Raw genomic sequence first — 18571 nt, 5'->3', positions numbered from 1 at the left:
GCGCGATCATGCGCCGCCCAACGCGGTGAGCGTCGACTGGTAGGCGGCCTTCTTGTTGCCGTTCCGGTCGAACAGCAGCGGGTTCTCACCGCTGCGCCAGGAGTCGCTGTCGCGGATGCCCCAGACGGTGATGCCGGTGCAGCGTGCCACGTTCATGCAGGCCCTGACCGTGTTCGCGTACGCGGCCGAGGACGCCTGCGCGATGTCGAGCTCGGTGATCTGGACGTCCACGCCGAGAGCGGCGAAGTTCGACAGTGTCGTCTGGAAGCTCGACGGCGGGCCGCCGGTGCCGAAGTGGGACTGGAAGCCGACGCAGTCGATGGGCACGCCCCGGGACTTGAAGTCGCGGACCATGCGGTAGACGCCCTGGGTCTTGGCGTCGCTCCAGTTCTCGATGCTGTAGTCGTTGTAGCAGAGCTTGGCCGCCGGGTCGGCGGACCGAGCGGTGCGGAAGGCCTCCTCGATGAAGCCGGTGCCCAGGACGTCCCGGAAGACGGAGCTGCGCTGCTGGCCGCTGCCTCCGTCGGCGAAGGCCTCGTTGACCACGTCCCAGGCGTAGATCCGGCCCTTGTAGTGGTTCATCACCTGGGTGATGTGGTTGTTCATCACGCTGCGCAGGGTGTTCGCGTCCCTGATCGAGCTGACCCAGCTGGGCAGTTGGCTGTGCCACACGAGCGTGTGGCCGCGCATGCGCTGACCGTGGGCCGCCGCCCGGTTGACGATCTGGTCGCCGGGGCCGAAGTTGAACGAGCCGCGGGATCGCTCGGTCGTGTCCCACTTCATCTCGTTCTCGGGGGTGACCGAGTTGAACTCGCGGTCCAGGATCCCGGTGTACGTGCCGTCGCCGAGCCGTCCGGCGGCCACCGCCGTGCCGAAGTACCGGCCGGACTGGGCCGCTTGGGCTCCCAGAGTGGAGGCCCGGACCGCGTCGGGTGCAGCGGATGCGGCGGTCGCGGCGGCCGGAGACGCCAGGGCGCCGACGGCCAGCAGGGTTAACAACGAGGCTCGGCGAGAGCCGAGCCGCCTGAGCGGGTTCATGGTTCTCCTTCACGGTGTGCGGGGGGTTGGGTGGTGCGGTCGCGAGGGTCGGATCAGGGCGTCGACAGTTCGAACCGCAGGACGCGGACCGAGCCGCCGAGCGCCTGGGTGGCGTGGTTGAAGAGGGCGAAGCGGTAGCCCATGAAGAACCGCCAGTCGTTGCCCAGGGAGAAGGAAGGGCCGAGGCGGGTGAAGTTCGTGCCGTCGGTGCTGTAGGAGAAGGTGCCGGCGCGTGCCGCGCCGGGGCGGATGTCGGCGTTCGCGCGCAGCCAGAGGCGGCCGCCGGAGACGGGCGCGCTCGCGGCCTCGGTGCCGGTGCCGGTGGTGTTCCAGTTGCCGTCCATGGTCAGGCCGTTGACCATGACCACCCGGGTCGCGCCGCCGTCGCGGCGGACGCCGATCCAGGCGGAGGAGTCACGCAGCAGTGCGAGTCCGGCCCGGTCGCCGTCCCGCATCGCCGAGTGGTCGAGCTGGGCGGTGGCGGTGGAGGTGGGTCCCTGAATGCGGTGCGTCAGGGTGTTGCGGGCCCAGTACAGGTCGTTGGTGACGGTCGCGGTGCGCAGGGTGAGTCCGTTGTCCACGGACCACTTGGTGTTGTCCGGGTTGTGGTTCCACTCCCACCTCGGCTTGAGGCTCGTACCGTCGAAGGTGTCGACGCCGGTCATGGGGGTGACCTGGCGGGGTGGGGTGGGCACGGCCGGGCTGGGATACGACGTGCCCCATGCGCCGTTCACGAGCTGGACGACGGGCCAGCCGTCCGCGGTCCAGGTGACCGGGGCCAGCGCGGGCATCCGGCCGCCGGGGTAGGCGTCGACGAAGGCCATGTAGTACCAGGCACCGCCCTGGGTCTGGACCAGTCCGCCCTGGTGCGGGACGCCGCCGCCGGGGATCGGCCCGCGCAGGTCGAGCAGGACCTGCCGCATCGTGTAGGGACCGAAGGGGCCGCTCGACGACTTCAGGATGTACTGGCCGTTCGCGGGGCGGGTCAGGAAGATGTAGTACTGCCCGTTGATCTTGTAGAAACGGGAGCCCTCAAGGGTGCCGACGCTCGACGGGGTGGTGAAGACCTGTTGCGTACGGACCTGGCTGCGCCCGTCGGGCGAGAGCTGGGCCACGCTGATGGTGGTGTTCCCGTACGCCACGTACAGCGTGTCGTCGGTGTCGACGAGCAGGCCCGCGTCGTAGTAGGGGGTGCTGATCGTCGTGAGCCGGTTCCACGGGCCCTCGGCGGCGGTGGCGGTGTAGACGTACGTCCTGGCGAAGTCGATCTGGCCGAGCCAGTAGAAGGTCCTGTTGCTCGGGCGGTAGGCGAGCGACGAGGCCCAGATGCCCCGGACGTAGCCGCGGGCGCCGTTCAGGTCGTACTTGGCGCCGAAGTCGAGGACGGGCACCGAGTGACCGGCGATCTCCCAGTTCACCAGGTCGTACGAGCGCAGGACGGGCGCCCCGGGCGAGTAGTGCATCGTCGAGGCCGAGGCGTAGTAGGTGGCGCCGACGCGGATGATGTCGATGTCCGCGAAGTCCTGCCAGATGACCGGGTTCGTGTAGGTCGCCGCGGCAGAGCCGGCCGCGGCGGACCGGGTTGCTCCGGCCAGCGGCAGGACGGCTCCGGCGGCGAGGCCGGCGCCGGCGGCCAGTGCGCGGCGGCGGTCCATGGATTGACGAGAGCATGACATATCCAATGTCGTTCCCTCTGTGGGGTGGTTGCGCTTCCGTGGGTGGGCGGGTCCCGTTCTGTTCGAAGTTGCGAACGGTAGTCGACCGGGGGACACCTTGGATCGTAGGTGGCGGAGAGCTCCCGTCAATATGTCTCGCATGATTCGTTGAGAATGCCGAAATGTTTCGCTCCCTTCGCGTCCGCAGGACCTCGGCGAAGGCGACTTGGCGCGATCGGCGGAGTTGACAAGCTCGGCAACCTCCCTAATATCCGAGGCGGAAACGATCCGAAAGGGGATCGAAATTTCGAACACTTGCGAATGTCATGCACGCGTCATGGTCCGAAGCGCGTGGCCCCAGTCCTCCGCTGTCTGAAGTCAGCCCGCCGACAACCGCAGCACCCGCATCGAAAGGAACCCACCGTGCCCACACGAACGGGCAGCCGACTGCTTCGTGTCTTCGCGTCCGCCGTGCTGACGGTCGCCGCGTCCCTCACGGCCGCGGTCCACACCACCGCCACGGCCGCACCCGGCAGCCCGGCACTCACTCCACGGCTGGGCTGGAACAGCTGGAACAGCTTCGGCTGCGGAGTGACCGAGGCGCAGGTCCGCCAGGCCGCCGACGCGATGGTGAGCTCGGGCATGCGAGAGGCCGGCTACCGGTACGTGGTGGTCGACGACTGCTGGTTCGACCCGCAGCGCGACGGGGCGGGCAACCTGCGGGCCAACTCGGCCAAGTTCCCGAGCGGGATGAAGGCCCTCGGGGACTACATCCACGGCAAGGGACTGAAGTTCGGCATCTACCAGGTGCCGGGTGACCGCACCTGCGCGCAGACCAGCGGCGCCTATCCGGGCTCGACGGGCAGCAGGGGGCACGAGACGCAGGACGCCACCACGTTCGCCTCGTGGGGCGTCGACTACCTCAAGTACGACTGGTGTTCCTCCAGCGGTACCCGCGACGAGCAGGTCGCGCGATTCACGCTGATGCGCGACGCCCTGCGGGCCACCGGGCGGCCGATCGTCTACAGCATCAACCCCAACAGCTTCCACGCCATCACCGGCGCCACGTACAACTGGGGCGAGGTCGCCGACCTGTGGCGGACGACCGAGGACCTGCTCGACATCTGGCAGAACGGCAACACCAACAGCTATCCGATGGGCGTCGGCAACGTCCTGGACGTCACGGCGCCGCTCGCCGCGCAGTCGGGCCCGGGGCACTGGAACGACCCCGACATGCTGGTCGTCGGCCGCCCCGGTCTGTCACTGACCGAGTCCCGCTCCCACTTCGCCCTGTGGTCCCTGCTCAGCGCACCGCTCATGGCCGGAAACGACATCCGCACCATGTCCACCGACGTGAGCGCGATCCTGCGCAACCCCCGGCTGCTGGCCGTCAACCAGGATGCGCTCGGCGCGGGCGGGCGCAGAGTGCGCGACGACGGCGACACCGAGGTGTTCGCCAAACCGCTGTCCGACGGCTCGGTCGCGGTGGGCCTGTTCAACCGGGGCGCCGGCACGGCGACGGTCACCACCACGGCCACGCAAGTCGGCCTGTCCGGCGGGCCGTTCACCCTCACGGACCTGTGGACCGGCGGTACGTCGAGCACCTCCGGGCAGATCTCGGCGAGCGTCCCCGCGCACGGCGTGGCCGTGTTCCGGGTGAGCGGTGGCAGCCCGCTGTCCGCCACCACCGCGCGACTGCGCGGCAACGCCTCCGGCCGCTGCCTGGACGTGGACGGCGCCTCCACCGCCGCCGGCTCCACCGCACTGCTCTGGGACTGCCACACGGCCGCCAACCAGCTGTGGACCACGTGGCCGGGCGGGGAGATCCGCGTCTACGGCGACAAGTGCCTGGACGCCTACAACCAGGGCACCGCCAACGGCACCCGGGTCGTCATCTGGCCCTGCAACGGCCAGGACAACCAGAAGTGGACCGTCTCCGCCGACGGGTCGATCCGCAACACCCACGCCGGGCTGTGCCTCGACACCAACGGGGCCGGCACCGCCAACGGGACCCCGCTGGTCCTGTGGAGCTGCACCGGCCAGAACAGCCAGAAGTGGACCCGCGCGTGAGGCGTGCCGTACCGGTCCCGCACACCGGACGGGGAGAAGCCCCGGTCGCCGTGGAGGCGCGCGACCGGGGCGGGAGCCGGCCGGGGGGTCAGCCGTCCAGGGACTCGTAGTCGAACCAGTCGAAGTGGACGGTGCCTGCCGCGGCGTACATGCCGATGACCCGACCGGTGAAGCCGCCGGCCACCTCGGTCGACAGGTAGCGGCCGTCGAGGGCCGCGAGCACCGTGAACGTGCCGTCGGGCTGCTCCACGCCCAGCGAGACGACGTCCGGTCCCGTGCACGGCCCGTGCGGAGCCGGCGGTTCCGTGACCGTGACGGCGAGGACCAACGGCCCTGCGGGAACCGGCTGTTCGGCGACGACGGTGCGCAGGGAGCCGACACGCGCGATCACCTGGACGCGTGTGCCGGACACCTCGATCGCGTAGTGGTGCCGCTCGTCGAGCCGGACGGCCAGGCCACCGCTGCCCTCCGCGGGATCGAGCAGCGTGCGGGCCCGGCAGGACAGGTGCTGCTGGCGCCGGCCGGTGAACACCACGTCGGGTTCGTCGAGGGAGGCACCCCGCGCGCGGAGCGTCAGCCAGCCGGGACGCTCCTTGGTGGTGCAGTGTGCGGCGGTCCGGTCGCGCAGCGAGATCCAGGACGGTCGCAGTTCGGCGAGCTCGAAGTCGTCCCTGCGCTCCTCGGCGGGGCCGGGGGAGAGCGGCCACGGGAGTTCGGGCAGGTCCAGGGAGACCTTGCCGACCACCGGCCAGTCGTCCGCCCAGGTCACGGGGGCGAGGAAGGTCTCCCGGCCGAGCACGTGCCAGCCCGGCGTGCCGCCGCCCGGCCGGACGCCGAGCAGCACCATCCACCAGGAGCCGTCGGGGCTCTGGACCAGATCGGCGTGCCCGGTGTTCTGGACCGGGTGGTCGGTGCCGCGATGGGTGAGGATCGGGTTGCCCGGGAACGGCTCGAACGGGCCGGTGGGCTCGCGGCCGCGGGCGATGGAGACGCCGTGGCCTCGCTCGGTGCCGCCCTCGGCGATGAGCAGGTACCAGTACGCCCCGATCCGGTAGAGGTGCGGCGCCTCCGGGGCCTTGGCGCCGGGCCCGCCGGACCAGAGCCTGTGCGGCGTCCCGTACGTCTGCCCGGTGGACGGGTCGATACGGACCTGGGACACCCCGGCGACCGTGCACCAGCAGGTGCCGTCCTCGTCCCAGGCGAGGTCGGGATCGATGCCGGGGACTCCCGGGGCCCGGACCGGGTCCGACCACGGTCCGGCGGGATCGGTGGCCGTGACGATCAGGTTGCCGCCGCCCTCGCTGCAGTTGGTGACGATCAGCCAGAAGCGGTCGTCGTGGTGGCGCAGGGTGGGGGCGTAGATCCCGCCCGACGACGGCATGGAGGCGGGCAGTCGCAGTTGCTCCGGCCGGTCCAGCGCGTTGCCGATCTGCGTCCAGTGGACCAGGTCACGACTGTGGAAGAGGGGCACCCCCGGGAAGTACTCGAAGCTGGAGCAGGCCAGGTAGTAGTCGTCGCCGACGCGGCAGACGCTGGGGTCGGGGTGGAAGCCGGGGAGCACGGGGTTGGTGGGCGCGTCGGGCTGGGGCGGAGGGGGCACCTGATGGGTCCTCTCGAAGATCGGTGATGCGGGTGTGGGCGGTCCGGGGCCCGGACCGGTGGTCAGGCGTGCGGTCAGGTGATACGGAGCACGGCGCAGCCGCCGGGCGGCAGTTCGGACACCGTGTCGTCCGTGAGCAGGTCGTGGGCCGATGCGGGCAGCGGCGCGGATTCGGCGCCGTGGTTGATCAGGAAGCGCCAGCGGCGTCCGTCCGGGGCGTGCCGGGTGACGGCCTCGACCCGCGGGGGCAGGCCCGGCAGTTCGGGGCCCACGCCCGCCTCGTCGAGCAGCCGGGCGACCAGGGCGGCGTAGTCGGCGTCGGTGAGCCGGGTCGAGAGGTACCAGCCCCGGCCGGTGCCGAAGCGGTGGCGGGTCAGTGCCGGACCGCCGGTGAGCATGCCGTGGGTGTAGGCGGCCAGCGTCTCGGCGCCCTCGGTGCGAAGGGACTCGCTCCAGGAGGTGCCCCGGGTTCCGTCCGACAGGGTGATCCGCTCGTCGCGCCGCAGCGGCCGGTACTCCTCGACGCGGATGCCCAGCGCCTCGCGCAGGGGAGCGGCCGGGTAGCCGCCGAGGCGGGCGTGCAGGCGCTCGTCGACGTAGCCGCTCGCGTGCTGGACGAGAAGCGTTCCGCCGTCGGCGACGTAACGGCGAAGGTTCTCGGCCGCCTTGTCGGAGAGGAGGAACAGGGCCGGTGCGACGACGAGCGGGTAGCGGCTCAACTCGTGTGCGGGGTGGGCGAAGTCGACCGTGACGCCGGCGTCCCACAGCGCGCGGTGCGCTCGGCCCAGTGCCGCGTGGTAGTCGAGGTCCGCGGTGGGCAGTCCGTCCACGCCGAGTGCCCACCAGGCGTCCGGGTCGTGGAGGACGGCCACCGGTGCGGACACCGTCGATCCCGCCAGCTCGCCGAGACGGGCGACCGCCTCCCCGGTCCGCGTGACCTCGCGGAAGATCCGGCTGTCCGGCCCCGCGTGCGGGACCATGGCCGAGTGCCAGGTCTCGGCGCCGGCCCGGGACTGCCGCCACTGGAAGAAGAGGGCGCCCTCCGAACCGCGGGCGATGTGGCCGAGGGTGTGACGCAGGATGTCCCCCGGCTCCTTGGCGAGGACCCGGTCACCGTCGTAGACGGTGCTGGTGCCCTGCTCCATCAGCAGCCAGGGACGGCCGGCGCCCAGGGAGCGGGCACGGTCCGCGTGGAAGGCGACGTCGGCGGCGGCGTCCACGCCGGGGGCGCTCGGGTACTGGTCGACGGTGACCACGTCGAGTTCCCGGGCGAGAGCCCATACGTCGATGTTCTGGTACGCGGGCAGCATCAGGTTGGTCGTCACCGGACGGTCGCTGTGCGCGCGGATCGCGTCCCGCTGCTCGCGGTAGGCGGCGGTGACCTCGTCGGCCCAGAAGCGGCGGAAGTCCAGCTCCTGGCCGGGGTTGCGGTGCCAGTTCGTCGCTCGCGGCGGCAGGACCTGTTCCCAGGAGGTGTAGCGCTGGCTCCAGAAGGCCGTCCCCCAGGCCTCGTTGAGGATGTCCAGGGTGCCGTGGCGGGCGCGCAGCCACACCCGGAAGGAGGCGGCGCTGTGGTCGCAGTAGCACAGGGTGGCGTACTCGTTGTGCACGTGCCACAGCGCGAGGGCGGGGTGGTCGCCGTAGCGTTCGGCGAGTGCCCCGGCCATCCGGCGGGCCGCTTCGCGGTACGCGGGTGCGGTGAGGCAGTACGTGTCCCGGCTGCCGTGGACGAGACGGGTGCCGTCGGGCCGGACCGTGGACGCGTCGGGGTGGGCCAGGGTGAACCAGGGCGGCGGGGAGGCGGTCGGGGTGGCCAGGTCGACGGCCACGCCGTTCGCGTGCAGGCGCTCCAGATGGGCGTCCAGCCAGGCGAAGTCGTAGCGGCCCTCCTCGGGTTCCAGCAGTGCCCAGGAGAAGACGCCGACCGTGGCCAGGTTGACCCGGGCCCTGTGCATCAGGTCGTCGTCCTCCTTCCACACCGGCTCGTCCCACTGCTCGGGGTTGTAGTCCCCGCCGAAGGCCAGGCCGCCCAGGCGGTCGGTGATGCTGCGCGTCGTCATGACGGTTCCTCGGGTACGGGAGCGGAGGCGAGTCGTGCTGCGACTGTCGAAGCGCTTCACTTACAGGCGCAAGTTAACGGACAGTTTTTGCGTTGAACAAGGTCTCTACCCGCAATGGGCCCTCTTCTTGTGGGCTATTGACAGTCCGGCGAGGATGATGCCATCGTCGAAGCGCTTCGATGATCGTGCTTCGACGGTCATCGTCGCCATTCCGACAGCCTGCCGGCCACCGATCCCGCATCCGTTCCCTCAGTGGGCTCGCAGCACATCGAGTGCCGTGAGGGCGGTGTGGAGTTCGGTGCGCTGTGCGCCGGACTCCAGGTCGCGGTCGAGGAGACGCTCGACGGTGCGCAGGCGCTGGTACATGGTTTCGCGGGAGAGGCCGCCCCGGCGCGCGGCGGTGGTCTTGTTGCCGGCCGCTTCGAGGTAGTGGCGCAGGGTCGTCAGCAGATCGGTGCCGTGCTGGGCGTCGTGATCGATGAGCCGCCCGAGCTGCTGTTCGGCGTACTGCTGGATCCGGGTGTCCTCGCGCAGCGCGTACAGCAGGCGGTGCAGGCCGATGTCGGACTGCTCGTGGAAGGACCTGTCCGGGGGGAGCCGCTGGCCGGTCGGGGTGGCCTCGGCGACGCGGGCCGCCTCGTGGAAGGAGCGGGCGGCCTCGGAGAGATCCGTGACCTCCGAACCGACGGTCACCACTGCCTGCGGGGCCACGCCCAGTGCGGTGCCGCACAGCCGATCGACGACCGGGCGCCACGGTTGGGAGGGGCGCGGCGCCAGCAGAACGCCGAGGCGACCGGGGGCCAGCGAGCCGACGAGGGCGGGAATGCCTGCCGTCCGGAGCTCCTGGTCCAGGCGGGATTCGAGATCGCTCTCCCCGCTGTCCGTACGGAGGTCCACCAGGGTCGCCACGAACCGGCCCCGGTCGGTCGGCAGGCCGAGGGCGGCGCAGCGGGCACGGGCGTCGCCGGCGGACCGGTGGCGCCGGCCGACCAGGTCGCGCAGCGCGTCGCGGTGCGCGGTGCGCTCCCAGGGGGTGGCATGGATGAGGCGGGCGACGGTCAGCGCCATCGCGGTCCGCTCCAGCACCGTGACGTCCTCGGGCCCGAAGGCGGGGCCGCCAGCGCGGGCCGGGAGCATGACCACCCGGCCCCAGCGCTCACCCTGGTACTCGACCGGCGCGGTGAGCCAGCCCGCGGGGCCGCGTGTCGCCGCGCGGTCGTCGACGCCGGTGGCTCTGGAGCGCTGTTCCCAGCCCGTGAGCGCCTCCTCCACCGTTCCTCCGGAGGGCTCGCAGACGAGTGCCTGGTGCACCAGGTTCTCCAGGACGACCGTGCGGCCGCACATCTCCGCCGCCGCGCGCACCACGTCCTCCGCGCCGGCACCGCGCAGGGTCAGGGCGGTGAACACCTCGTGGATGCGCTGGGTGTGGCGCATCGCGTCCGCCTGGTTGCCGAGCAGGAGGGCGTGCACGACCTGGGTGACCTCCAGGAAGTTGACGTCCCTGGCGAGCGTGACCAGCGGGAGACCACGCAGCCGGCAGGCGTCGACGAGGGCGTCCGGCGGGCGGTGATAGCGACGCACGAGTTCGATGACCAGGGCCGCGGCGCCGATGCCGGCCAGCTCGTCGACGTACCGGCGCACGCCGGGCGCGTCGTCCGGGAGCGGCATTCCGGTGGTCAGGACGAGTTCGCCGCCCTTGAGGAAGGACGCCGGGTCGGTCAGTTCCGTGATGTGGACCCACCTGACCGGCCGGTCCAGTCGGGACGCGCCCGTGACGACCCGGGGGTGTCCGGCGGCCAGGACGGGCAGGGCCAGGACGTCGGCGACGGTGACCGCGCGGGCGGGCCCACAGCCGGCCGGCTCGTTGTCGTTCACGGTGTCTCCAGGATCCCTCACGGTGTCTCCAGGATCCCCTGCGCGAACACGGCTCCGTGCCCGGGCGCGCCCGGACGTGCCCGGCCACTGTGACAAGCGGCGCTGACCTGCGCAAGAGCGGTCCGTGCGGGACCGCCGCCGGTGCGTGCCCCCGACGAGGCTGACACAACGTCCGGATGTGGCGGCCCGGCCGGACAGATCGCACGTTGGCGCACCCCTGGTGGGTGGAGATGCTCGGGACACCGCAGCAGTCCGAACTCCGAGGCCGGGAGACGAACATGACCGCACTGTCGCCGCACCTTCGCCAGGCCACGCCCGTGGTGGCGGCCCGGGGCGAGGGCGTCCACCTCTTCGACCAGGACGGCCGCCGCTACCTCGACTTCACCGCGGGCATCGGCGTAACCAGCACCGGACACTGTCACCCCAAGGTCGTGGCGGCGGCGCAGGAGCAGGTGGGCACGCTCATCCACGGCCAGTACACGACCGTCATGCACCAGCCCCTGCGCCGTCTCGTCGACAAGCTCGGCGAGGTGCTGCCGGCCGGTCTGGGCAGCCTGTTCTTCACCAACTCCGGCAGCGAGGCGGTGGAGGCGGCGCTGCGGCTGGCCCGCCAGGCCACCGGCCGGCCGAACATCCTGGTCTGCCATGGTGGCTTTCACGGTCGTACGGTGGCCGCCGCCGCGATGACGACCTCGGGCACCCGCTTCCGGTCCGGCTTCTCGCCGTTGATGAGCGGGGTCGTGGTCACGCCCTTCCCCTCGGCCTACCGCTACGGCTGGGATGAGGAGACCGCGACCCGCTTCGCGCTGCAGGAGCTCGACTACACGCTCCAGACGATCTCCTCGCCCGCCGACACGGCCGCGGTCATCGTCGAGCCGGTGCTCGGCGAGGGCGGCTACGTGCCCGCCACCCGCGCGTTCCTGGAGGGCCTGCGCGAGCGCGCCGACCGTCACGGATTCCTGCTGATCCTGGACGAGGTGCAGACCGGCGTGGGCCGCACCGGTCGCTTCTGGGGCCACGACCACTTCGGGGTCACTCCCGACATCCTCGTCACCGCGAAGGGTCTGGCCAGCGGGTTCCCGCTGTCGGGCATCGCCGCGTCCGAGGACCTGATGGCCAGGGCATGGCCGGGCTCGCAGGGCGGTACGTACGGGGCCAACGCCGTGGCCTGCGCCGCGGCCTGCGCCACCCTCGATGTCGTCCGCGAGGAGAAGCTCGTCGAGAACGCCGAGGCGATGGGCAAGCGGCTGCGCCAGGGCCTGGAGGCGGTGGCCGGCCGTACGCCGGGCATCGGGGACGTACGCGGCCTGGGACTGATGCTCGCCACCGAGTTCGTCACCGAGGACGGTGGTCCGGACCCCGAGACCGCCGCCCGCGTGCAGCGTGCCGCCGTCGACGAGGGCCTGCTCCTGCTGCTGTGCGGGGCCTGGAACCAGGTCGTGCGGATGATCCCGGCCCTGGTGATCGACGAGACCGCGGTGGACGAGGGCCTGCGGGCGTGGGCGGCCGCGGTCGAGGCCGGTACCTCGGGAACAGCACAGCGATGACGGGCGCCCTCCCGCGCCTCCCGGACGAGTTCGCCCGACCCGGCCGCGATCGGCTCGATCAACCAGGAGAGAGCTCATGACCGACACCCCCACGCAGTTGTTCATCGGCGGCGCCTGGGCGGACGCGGCGGACGGTGCCACCATGCCCGTCGACGACCCCGCCACGGGCGAGATCCTGTGCCACGTCGCCGACGCCGGCCCCAAGGACGCGAAGCTCGCCGAGGAAGCCGCCGTCCAGGCCCAGCAGGAGTGGGGCCGTACGGCACCCCGGGTGCGCAGCGAGATCCTGCGCCACGCCTACGAGATCGTCATCGGGCGTACCGACGAGCTCGCCCATCTGATGACCTCCGAGATGGGCAAGCCGCTGGCCGAGGCCAGGGGAGAGGTGGCCTACGCGGCCGAGTTCTTCCGCTGGTTCTCCGAGGAGGCCGTCCGCGTCGACGGCGGCTACGGCACGCTGCCGGACGGACGCAACCGCATGCTGCTCTCCCGCCGCCCGGTCGGTCCCTGTCTGCTGATCACCCCGTGGAACTTCCCGCTGGCCATGGGCACCCGCAAGATCGGCCCGGCCGTCGCGGCGGGCTGCACGATGGTGCTCAAGCCGGCTCCGCAGACCCCGCTCTCCAGTCTGGCTCTCGCCGCGATCCTCAAGGAGGCCGGGCTGCCGGACGGCGTGCTGAACGTCATCACCACCTCCCGTGCGGGGGAGGTGTGCGAACCGCTCCTGCGCGGCGGGCGGATCCGCAAGCTGTCCTTCACCGGGTCCACGGCCGTGGGGCGGCTGCTGCTCGCCCAGAGCGCGGACGCGGTCGTACGGACCTCGATGGAGCTGGGCGGCAACGCGCCGTTCGTCGTCTTCGAGGACGCCGACCTGGACAAGGCGGTGGACGGGGCGATGGCCGCCAAGATGCGCAACATGGGCGAGGCGTGCACGGCCGCCAACCGTTTCTTCGTGCACCGGTCGGTGGCGCGGGAGTTCGGGCGGCGCCTGGCCGAGCGGATGGGCGCGCTCGTCGTGGGTCCCGGCACCCGGGACGGCGTCGATGTCGGGCCGCTGATCGACCGGACGGGGCGTGCCAAGGTGGAGGCGCTGGTCGCCGACGCGGTGGAGCGTGGAGCACGTGTCCTCGTCGGCGGTCGTACACCGGCGGGTCCGGGCTGCTTCTACCCGCCGACCGTGCTCGCCGATGTGTCGCCCGAGAGCCGCCTCATGGGCACGGAGATCTTCGGCCCCGTCGCCGCGATCCTCACCTTCGACGACGAGGACGAGGTGGTCCGCCGGGCCAACGACACCCCCTGGGGCCTGGTCGGGTACGTCTTCACCGAGGGCCTGGACCGAGCCCTGCGGGTCAGCGAGCGCCTGGAGGTCGGCATGGTCGGCCTCAACACGGGCCTCGTCTCCAATCCGGCCGCGCCCTTCGGCGGCGTCAAGCAGTCGGGGCTGGGCCGTGAGGGCGGCCGCGTCGGGATCGACGAGTTCCTGGAGCACCAGTACCTGGCGATCCCGGTGAGCTGACGGGGGGTACGACGGACGAAGGCCCCCGCGGGCGGACGTCGGAGCCGGCGGCCGAATCGGCGACGGTGATGCCCACGGGGGTGCCGCCGACGCGGCCGTGTTCGTCACGGGCCCGGGACCCCCGCCCGCCCCGCGGGCCCTCGCTGTACGGCGATTTCTCGTCCTGTCCCCGACGCACGCACGTCGACACCGCCCGGCACCGCGGTCCGGCTCCTCCCTGCGCCATGCGCCGTGTGCCGTGTGCCGTGCGCACGCCACGCTGCGAGGCCGGCACCGTAACGGGTGCGCGTACGGAACGCCCCGCCAGCCGACGCGCTCGTCTTCCCACGGACCCGCCCCAGTATCATCGACGTCGCCCCAGGCGTGCGGACTCCCGAGCAGGTCGGACATGCCCGCGGCGCACAGCGGGGGAAGGGACGAGCGGTGTCGCTGACGGACAAGGCCATCGAGGACATTCGTGAGCTGATCCGGAGCGGTGCCCTGCCTCCGGGCTCGAAGCTCCCGCCGGAGCCCGATCTCGCCGCCCAGCTGGGCCTGTCCCGCAACCTCGCCCGCGAGGCGGTCAAGGCGCTGGCCGTCGCCCGGGTTCTGGAGGTCCGCAGGGGCGACGGCACCTATGTGACCAGCCTCCAGCCGAGCCTGCTCCTGGAGGGGCTCGGCGGCGCGGTGGAACTGCTCCAGGGCGACTCGGTCGCGCTGCAGGACCTCATGGAGGTACGGCGGCTGCTCGAACCGATGGCCACGGCCCTTGCCGCCACCCGTATCTCCGACGACCAACTGGCCGAGGTGAAGCGGCACTTGGACGCCATGCGCGAGGCCCGCGACGATGTCGCCCAGCTCAACGCCCATGACGCCGCCTTCCACCGTGCCGTCGTCTCGGCCACGGGCAACGAGACCCTCCTGACCCTCCTGGAGGGGATCTCCGGCCGCACCCTGCGCGCCCGTATCTGGCGCGGCCTGGTCGACGACGCGGCCGCAGGCCGCACCCTCGCCGAGCACGAGGCGATCTACAAGGCCCTGTCCCACCGTGACGCCGCCCTCAGCCAGGCCGCCGCCCTGCTGCATGTGAGCAACACCGAGCAGTGGCTGAGGGAGCACCTGCGCTCAGGTGAACCCCTTCCCTTCGGGACGACCACGCACGATTGACGAGCGGGGCGCTGCGAGTTCTGTTGCCCGATACATCCGATGGATCGAGGGTGCGGGGAGCGTGATCCATCGGCGTCGGCTCCCGCCGAATGTGCCGTAACCGCAGGTAATTAGCGCTCGGTGGCGATATTCGCGGTGCGAAGCATGGACAAGCGCTCGACGCGCCTTATATATACATCCTATGTCCTGGATGTTGCAGGCCGGACATCTCCTTGAGACATCAAGACGGGGGCCCGCATGTCCTTGAGGGTGCACGACACAGGGGACCAGTCGCACAGCGCTCCCTGAGCGGGGTGTCCCCAGACACTCCGACGTTTCCGCCGGGCCGCCGATGTTAGCGCTCACATTTCCGGAACCCCCACACCGAGAGGTGACCATGTACCAGCACGGACCGCCGCCGCACCGGCGACGTCTCGCCCAACTGTTCGTGACCGTGACGGCGTTGCTCGCCGCGATCCTGGCGACACCGCAACCGGCGTCCGCCACGACGGTGTCGGACATCAACGGGTTCACCGCCGGCAACGCCGCGATCAAGTCGGTGGACCTGGCCGGAACATGGAGCTTCACGCCGAAGGGCCGCTCGGCGACGTCGATCACCGTGCCCGGCGGCGGCTGGTACAAGCAGGGCTTCACCGACGTGAACGAGGCGACGTACTCGCGGACCGTGACCGTGCCGGACACGGGTCAACCGCAGTCGGCGTGGATCGAGTTCGGCGCGGTGAACCATCAGGCGACGCTCTCGGTGGACGGGCAGGTGGTCGCCACGCAGACCACGTCCTTCACGCAGTCGAACTTCGACATATCCGCCTTCGCAGCACCCGGTACGACCCACACGATCACCGTGAACGTGAAGGGCCGCTACGCCCTGATGAACGGGTCCGGGAAGCAGACCCTGGTTCCCGACGCCGCCAACTGGTCCGAGGCGATCCCCCAGGGCATCTACCGCTCGGCGTTCCTGCGCGTGTATCCGGCGGTGCGCGTCAGCGACGCCTTCGTCCGCACCTCCGTGACCGACCAGAGCCTCACCTACGACGTGTCCGTGGCGAACACCTCCGGCAGTGCGCGGTCGGTGACGCTGACCGGCTCGCTCGCCTCGGACAACGGCACGTCGTTCACCTACCCGTCGCTGCCCAGCAGGACGGTCACCGTGGCCGCCCACTCGACCGCCAAGGTGACGGTCGGTCCGGTGGCATGGAACCTCGGCTCCACCTCGTACTGGTGGCCGAACGTGCCCTACCGCGCCGGGTACCGCGCCCAGCTGCACCAGTTGTCGGTGCATCTGTCCACCGACGACGGCCGCACCAGCGACGCCAAGTACCGGTTCGGCTTCCGGGAGACCACCCAGAGCGGCGAGTACTACAAGCTCAACGGCGTGCGGGTGAACTTCCGCGGTGACAGCCTCCAGGGCGCGGACTACGACCGGATCGACAACGGCGGCAAGGGCGACGCCTATGACACGCTGCCCGGTTTCCTCCCGCCGTCCTCGGGCAACGGCGGCTGGCCGAAGGCGGTCGACAACTACCAGCGGCTCAACTACAACGTGGTCCGCGTCCACCAGGAGCCGGCCAGCCCGTACATGCTCGACGTGGCCGACGAGATGGGCCTGATGGTCATCGACGAGACCGCCGTCCGCGGCACCTGCAGCTGCCAGGACTTCGTCGCCGGGCACGACAACATGGTCGACCACGCGAAGGCCCTGACCCTGCGCGACCGCAACCACCCCGCGATCATCCGCTGGAGCCAGAGCAACGAGTCGGACCTCAGCACCTTCGACTCCGAGTCCTTCGAGAAGGACCTGTACGCGGCGATGAACGGCAACGACGGCACCCGGCCCGTCAGTGCCGACACCGCCTGGAACACCAACCCGTGGCCCGCCCTGCTGAACGGCAACTTCACCGTCTTCTCCCACTACATCGACGGCATCGGCAAGTACGGAGAGGCCCGTACCTCCCTGGCCGGCCGGCCCGACGGCGAGGGCGAGTACGTCTGGGACAAGTCCAACACCAAGCAGGGCTTCGAGTGGTTCGCCACCGCGACGATCGCCAAGCGCGCCAAGGACGCCGGCGACCTGCGCCCCTACACCCTGCTGTCCGGCTGGGCCGGCTTCGTACCCGGCGTGCGGACCACCGACTTCGTCCCCGAGGAAGGCGGCCACCCGGTCTACGGCGCGGACAACCTGTCCGACCCGTGGAGCAACCCGCAGATCCAGCGGATCCAGGCCGCGTTCGACCCGGTCGCCGCGGTCGACCTGCCCTACTGGTCGGCCTCCGGCCAGTCGGACGCGGACGGCACCTTCCCGCTCCCGAGCGCGGTGGAGACCCTTCCCTACAACAAGGCGACCACCCGGAACATCACCGTCTTCAACGACGATCTCAGCGGCACCTCGGTCGGCCTCAACTGGAAGGCACGACTCGACCGGCCCGACGGCACGGTCATCGCGTCCGGAAACGAACCCCTCACCATCCCGCTCGGCTCCCGGGTCACCCAGCCGATCTCGTTCACCACGCCCGCCAGTGGCAGCCGCGTCTACCTGGAGCTGTCGACCACGAAGTCGGGCAGCACCACCTTCACCGACTCCGTCGAGTACCTGAAACTGGGCAACCCGGCGACCAGTGTGGACGACGCCGCCTCCACGGTGACCTACACCGGAACCTGGAGTCACGCGAACGGCGAGACCGGCCCGTACGCGGGCACGAACTCCTACAGTGACACCACGGGCGACAAGGCGACGCTGAGCTTCGTCGGCACCGGCGTCACGCTGCACGCCGTGACCGCGCCGAGCCACGGCATCGTGGGCGTCTCCGTCGACGGCGGGGCCGAGGCGCTGGTCGACCTGTACGCGCAGGACCGCACCGGCGACGTCGCGGTGTGGACCAGTCCCCGGCTCGCCTCCGGCACGCACACGGTCAGCGTGCGCGCCACCGGCACCCAGCGGGCCGCCGCGACGCACGACTGGGCCACCGTCGACCGCTTCGAGATCACCAACCAGCCCAAGGAGGGCACGAACTACCGCATCGTCAACCGCAACAGCGGCAAGCCCCTCGCCGTGTCCGGCGGGTCGACCGCGGACGGCGCCCTGATCGTCCAGAAGGCGGACGGCGGCGCCTGGACGATCGACGCGGCTCCCGGGGGCGCGTACACACTGAAGTACGTCAGCACCGGCAAGGTGCTCGATGTCGACGGCTACTCCTCGACCGTCGGGCTCCAGCTTCAGCAGTGGACCCCCACCGGCGGCACCAACCAGCAGTGGTACCTGCGCCCCACCAGCGACGGGTACTTCACCCTTGTCAGCCACGACAGCGGGCTGGTGGCGGACGTGTACGGGTGGGACACCGGCGACGGCGCCAAGGTCGTGCAGTACACCTCCGGCGACGGCTCCAACCAGCAGTGGAAGCTGCTGCCGGCGTGATGTCGTGACCCCTCGATCACGAGCCGGATCCGCCTGCCAGGCGGATCCGGCTTACCGCACGGTGAAGTCGGCGGCCTTGGTGTCCAGGGTCGGGTCGCCGTCCTTCGCGATGACCAGGACCGCCACGTGCCACAGCCCCTTCGGGGAGTCTTCCGCATCGGCGCGCGTGACGGGGACCTTGTAGGTGCACCGCTGACTGTCCCCGCCCGAGGGCTTGCAGACGGCTGAGTCGACGGCGGCCATGTCCTTGGCCGTCAGCCCCTTCTTCGCGAACGACGAATGCGCCGGCCACGCCAGCACCTTCACGCTCTTGACCTCGGAGGATGCCGTCACGTCGGTGGTGAAGGTCAACGAGCCGGCGCGGTCCCCGTCGGGAGCGGTGTAGCGGGCCGTGCTGTGCGCCAACGCGGGTGCCTGGTCCCCGGCGTAGGCGAGGGCGAAAGCACCCGCTCCACCGAGCACGACGACACCGGCAGCGACGGACACGACGATACGACGCGACATGAGGATTCCCCCGACAGGCTCAGTTGGTTCACATCGGCGCTCTCGTCGGCGCCGTGCACTCATCCTGGCCGCGCGGCGGGCGCCGGGTATGAGCACGCGTACTCAACTCGGGCCTGAGTAAGGGGAGCTGGAGTTCCAGAGGGTTCGGATG

10 protein-coding genes and 1 pseudogene are annotated in these 18571 nt (G+C 71.0%); 5 read left to right on the top strand and 6 right to left on the bottom strand.

The window, feature by feature from the left end; genetic code table 11:
* Positions 1–12 precede the first annotated feature (12 nt).
* Positions 13–1038: pseudogene (locus AQI94_RS12325) on the bottom strand (endo-1,4-beta-xylanase); the annotation flags it as partial.
* A 53-nt stretch (positions 1039–1091) separates the two neighbouring features.
* Positions 1092–2693 carry a glycoside hydrolase family 43 protein gene (locus AQI94_RS12320; RefSeq protein ID WP_031038563.1) on the bottom strand — a complete coding sequence of 534 codons (1602 nt, stop codon included), beginning with the start codon at positions 2691–2693 and terminating at the stop codon, positions 1092–1094.
* 423 nt (positions 2694–3116) lie between these two features.
* On the opposite strand from AQI94_RS12320, the gene AQI94_RS12315 reads away from it, so the two are divergent.
* Positions 3117–4763: a glycoside hydrolase family 27 protein gene (locus tag AQI94_RS12315; protein WP_031038564.1), complete on the top strand. Its 1647-nt coding sequence runs from the start codon at positions 3117–3119 to the stop codon at positions 4761–4763.
* Positions 4764–4851: 88 nt separating this feature from the next.
* Here AQI94_RS12315 and AQI94_RS12310 read toward each other — a convergent pair whose 3' ends face one another.
* The 3 genes from AQI94_RS12310 to AQI94_RS12300 all read right to left on the bottom strand — a co-directional run bounded on the left by AQI94_RS12310 (position 4852) and on the right by AQI94_RS12300 (position 10298).
* Positions 4852–6363, bottom strand: a complete 1512-nt coding sequence (locus tag AQI94_RS12310) for a glycoside hydrolase family 43 protein (RefSeq protein WP_031038566.1) — start codon at positions 6361–6363, stop codon at positions 4852–4854.
* A 74-nt stretch (positions 6364–6437) separates the two neighbouring features.
* Positions 6438–8423, bottom strand: a complete 1986-nt coding sequence (locus tag AQI94_RS12305; RefSeq protein ID WP_031038569.1) for a beta-galactosidase — start codon at positions 8421–8423, stop codon at positions 6438–6440.
* 249 nt (positions 8424–8672) lie between these two features.
* A complete protein-coding gene (locus tag AQI94_RS12300; protein WP_062229725.1) occupies positions 8673–10298 on the bottom strand; it encodes a PucR family transcriptional regulator in 1626 nt (541 codons plus the stop codon).
* A gap of 278 nt (positions 10299–10576) precedes the next feature.
* Here AQI94_RS12300 and AQI94_RS12295 point away from each other — a divergent pair, with 278 nt between their 5' ends.
* From AQI94_RS12295 to AQI94_RS12280, 4 genes are all read left to right on the top strand, one after another.
* The gene (locus AQI94_RS12295; RefSeq protein ID WP_031050060.1) at positions 10577–11845 is read left to right on the top strand and encodes an aspartate aminotransferase family protein; all 1269 of its coding nucleotides are present in this window, start codon (positions 10577–10579) and stop codon (positions 11843–11845) included.
* A 76-nt stretch (positions 11846–11921) separates the two neighbouring features.
* On the top strand, positions 11922–13361 hold the full coding sequence (locus AQI94_RS12290) for an NAD-dependent succinate-semialdehyde dehydrogenase (RefSeq protein ID WP_031050063.1): 1440 nt from the start codon (positions 11922–11924) through the stop codon (positions 13359–13361).
* A gap of 423 nt (positions 13362–13784) precedes the next feature.
* Positions 13785–14507, top strand: coding sequence for a FadR/GntR family transcriptional regulator (locus AQI94_RS12285; protein WP_031050065.1), 723 nt, complete (start codon positions 13785–13787; stop codon positions 14505–14507).
* Positions 14508–14883: 376 nt separating this feature from the next.
* On the top strand, positions 14884–17916 hold the full coding sequence (locus AQI94_RS12280; RefSeq protein ID WP_031050067.1) for an RICIN domain-containing protein: 3033 nt from the start codon (positions 14884–14886) through the stop codon (positions 17914–17916).
* A gap of 51 nt (positions 17917–17967) precedes the next feature.
* On the opposite strand, the gene AQI94_RS12275 is transcribed toward AQI94_RS12280, so the two are convergent.
* Positions 17968–18420 (bottom strand): DUF5707 domain-containing protein, encoded by a 453-nt coding sequence (locus AQI94_RS12275; protein WP_062229724.1) that lies wholly within the window; start codon positions 18418–18420, stop codon positions 17968–17970.
* Between the last annotated feature and the right edge of the window lie 151 nt (positions 18421–18571).

It is taken from the genome of Streptomyces pseudovenezuelae, from assembly GCF_001513955.1.
Classification (GTDB): domain Bacteria; phylum Actinomycetota; class Actinomycetes; order Streptomycetales; family Streptomycetaceae; genus Streptomyces; species Streptomyces pseudovenezuelae.
The sequence above is the reverse complement of the archived record's forward strand: the minus strand, read 5'-3'. Positions and strand labels throughout refer to the sequence as shown.

Coding starts and splice junctions, on each gene's coding strand:
- AQI94_RS12295 (WP_031050060.1), top strand. CDS start 10,577: ATGACCGCACTGTCGCCGCACCTTCGCCAGGCCACGCCCGTGGTGGCG.
- AQI94_RS12290 (WP_031050063.1), top strand. CDS start 11,922: ATGACCGACACCCCCACGCAGTTGTTCATCGGCGGCGCCTGGGCGGAC.
- AQI94_RS12305 (WP_031038569.1), bottom strand. CDS start 8,423: ATGACGACGCGCAGCATCACCGACCGCCTGGGCGGCCTGGCCTTCGGC.
- AQI94_RS12280 (WP_031050067.1), top strand. CDS start 14,884: ATGTACCAGCACGGACCGCCGCCGCACCGGCGACGTCTCGCCCAACTG.
- AQI94_RS12275 (WP_062229724.1), bottom strand. CDS start 18,420: ATGTCGCGTCGTATCGTCGTGTCCGTCGCTGCCGGTGTCGTCGTGCTC.
- AQI94_RS12320 (WP_031038563.1), bottom strand. CDS start 2,693: ATGGACCGCCGCCGCGCACTGGCCGCCGGCGCCGGCCTCGCCGCCGGA.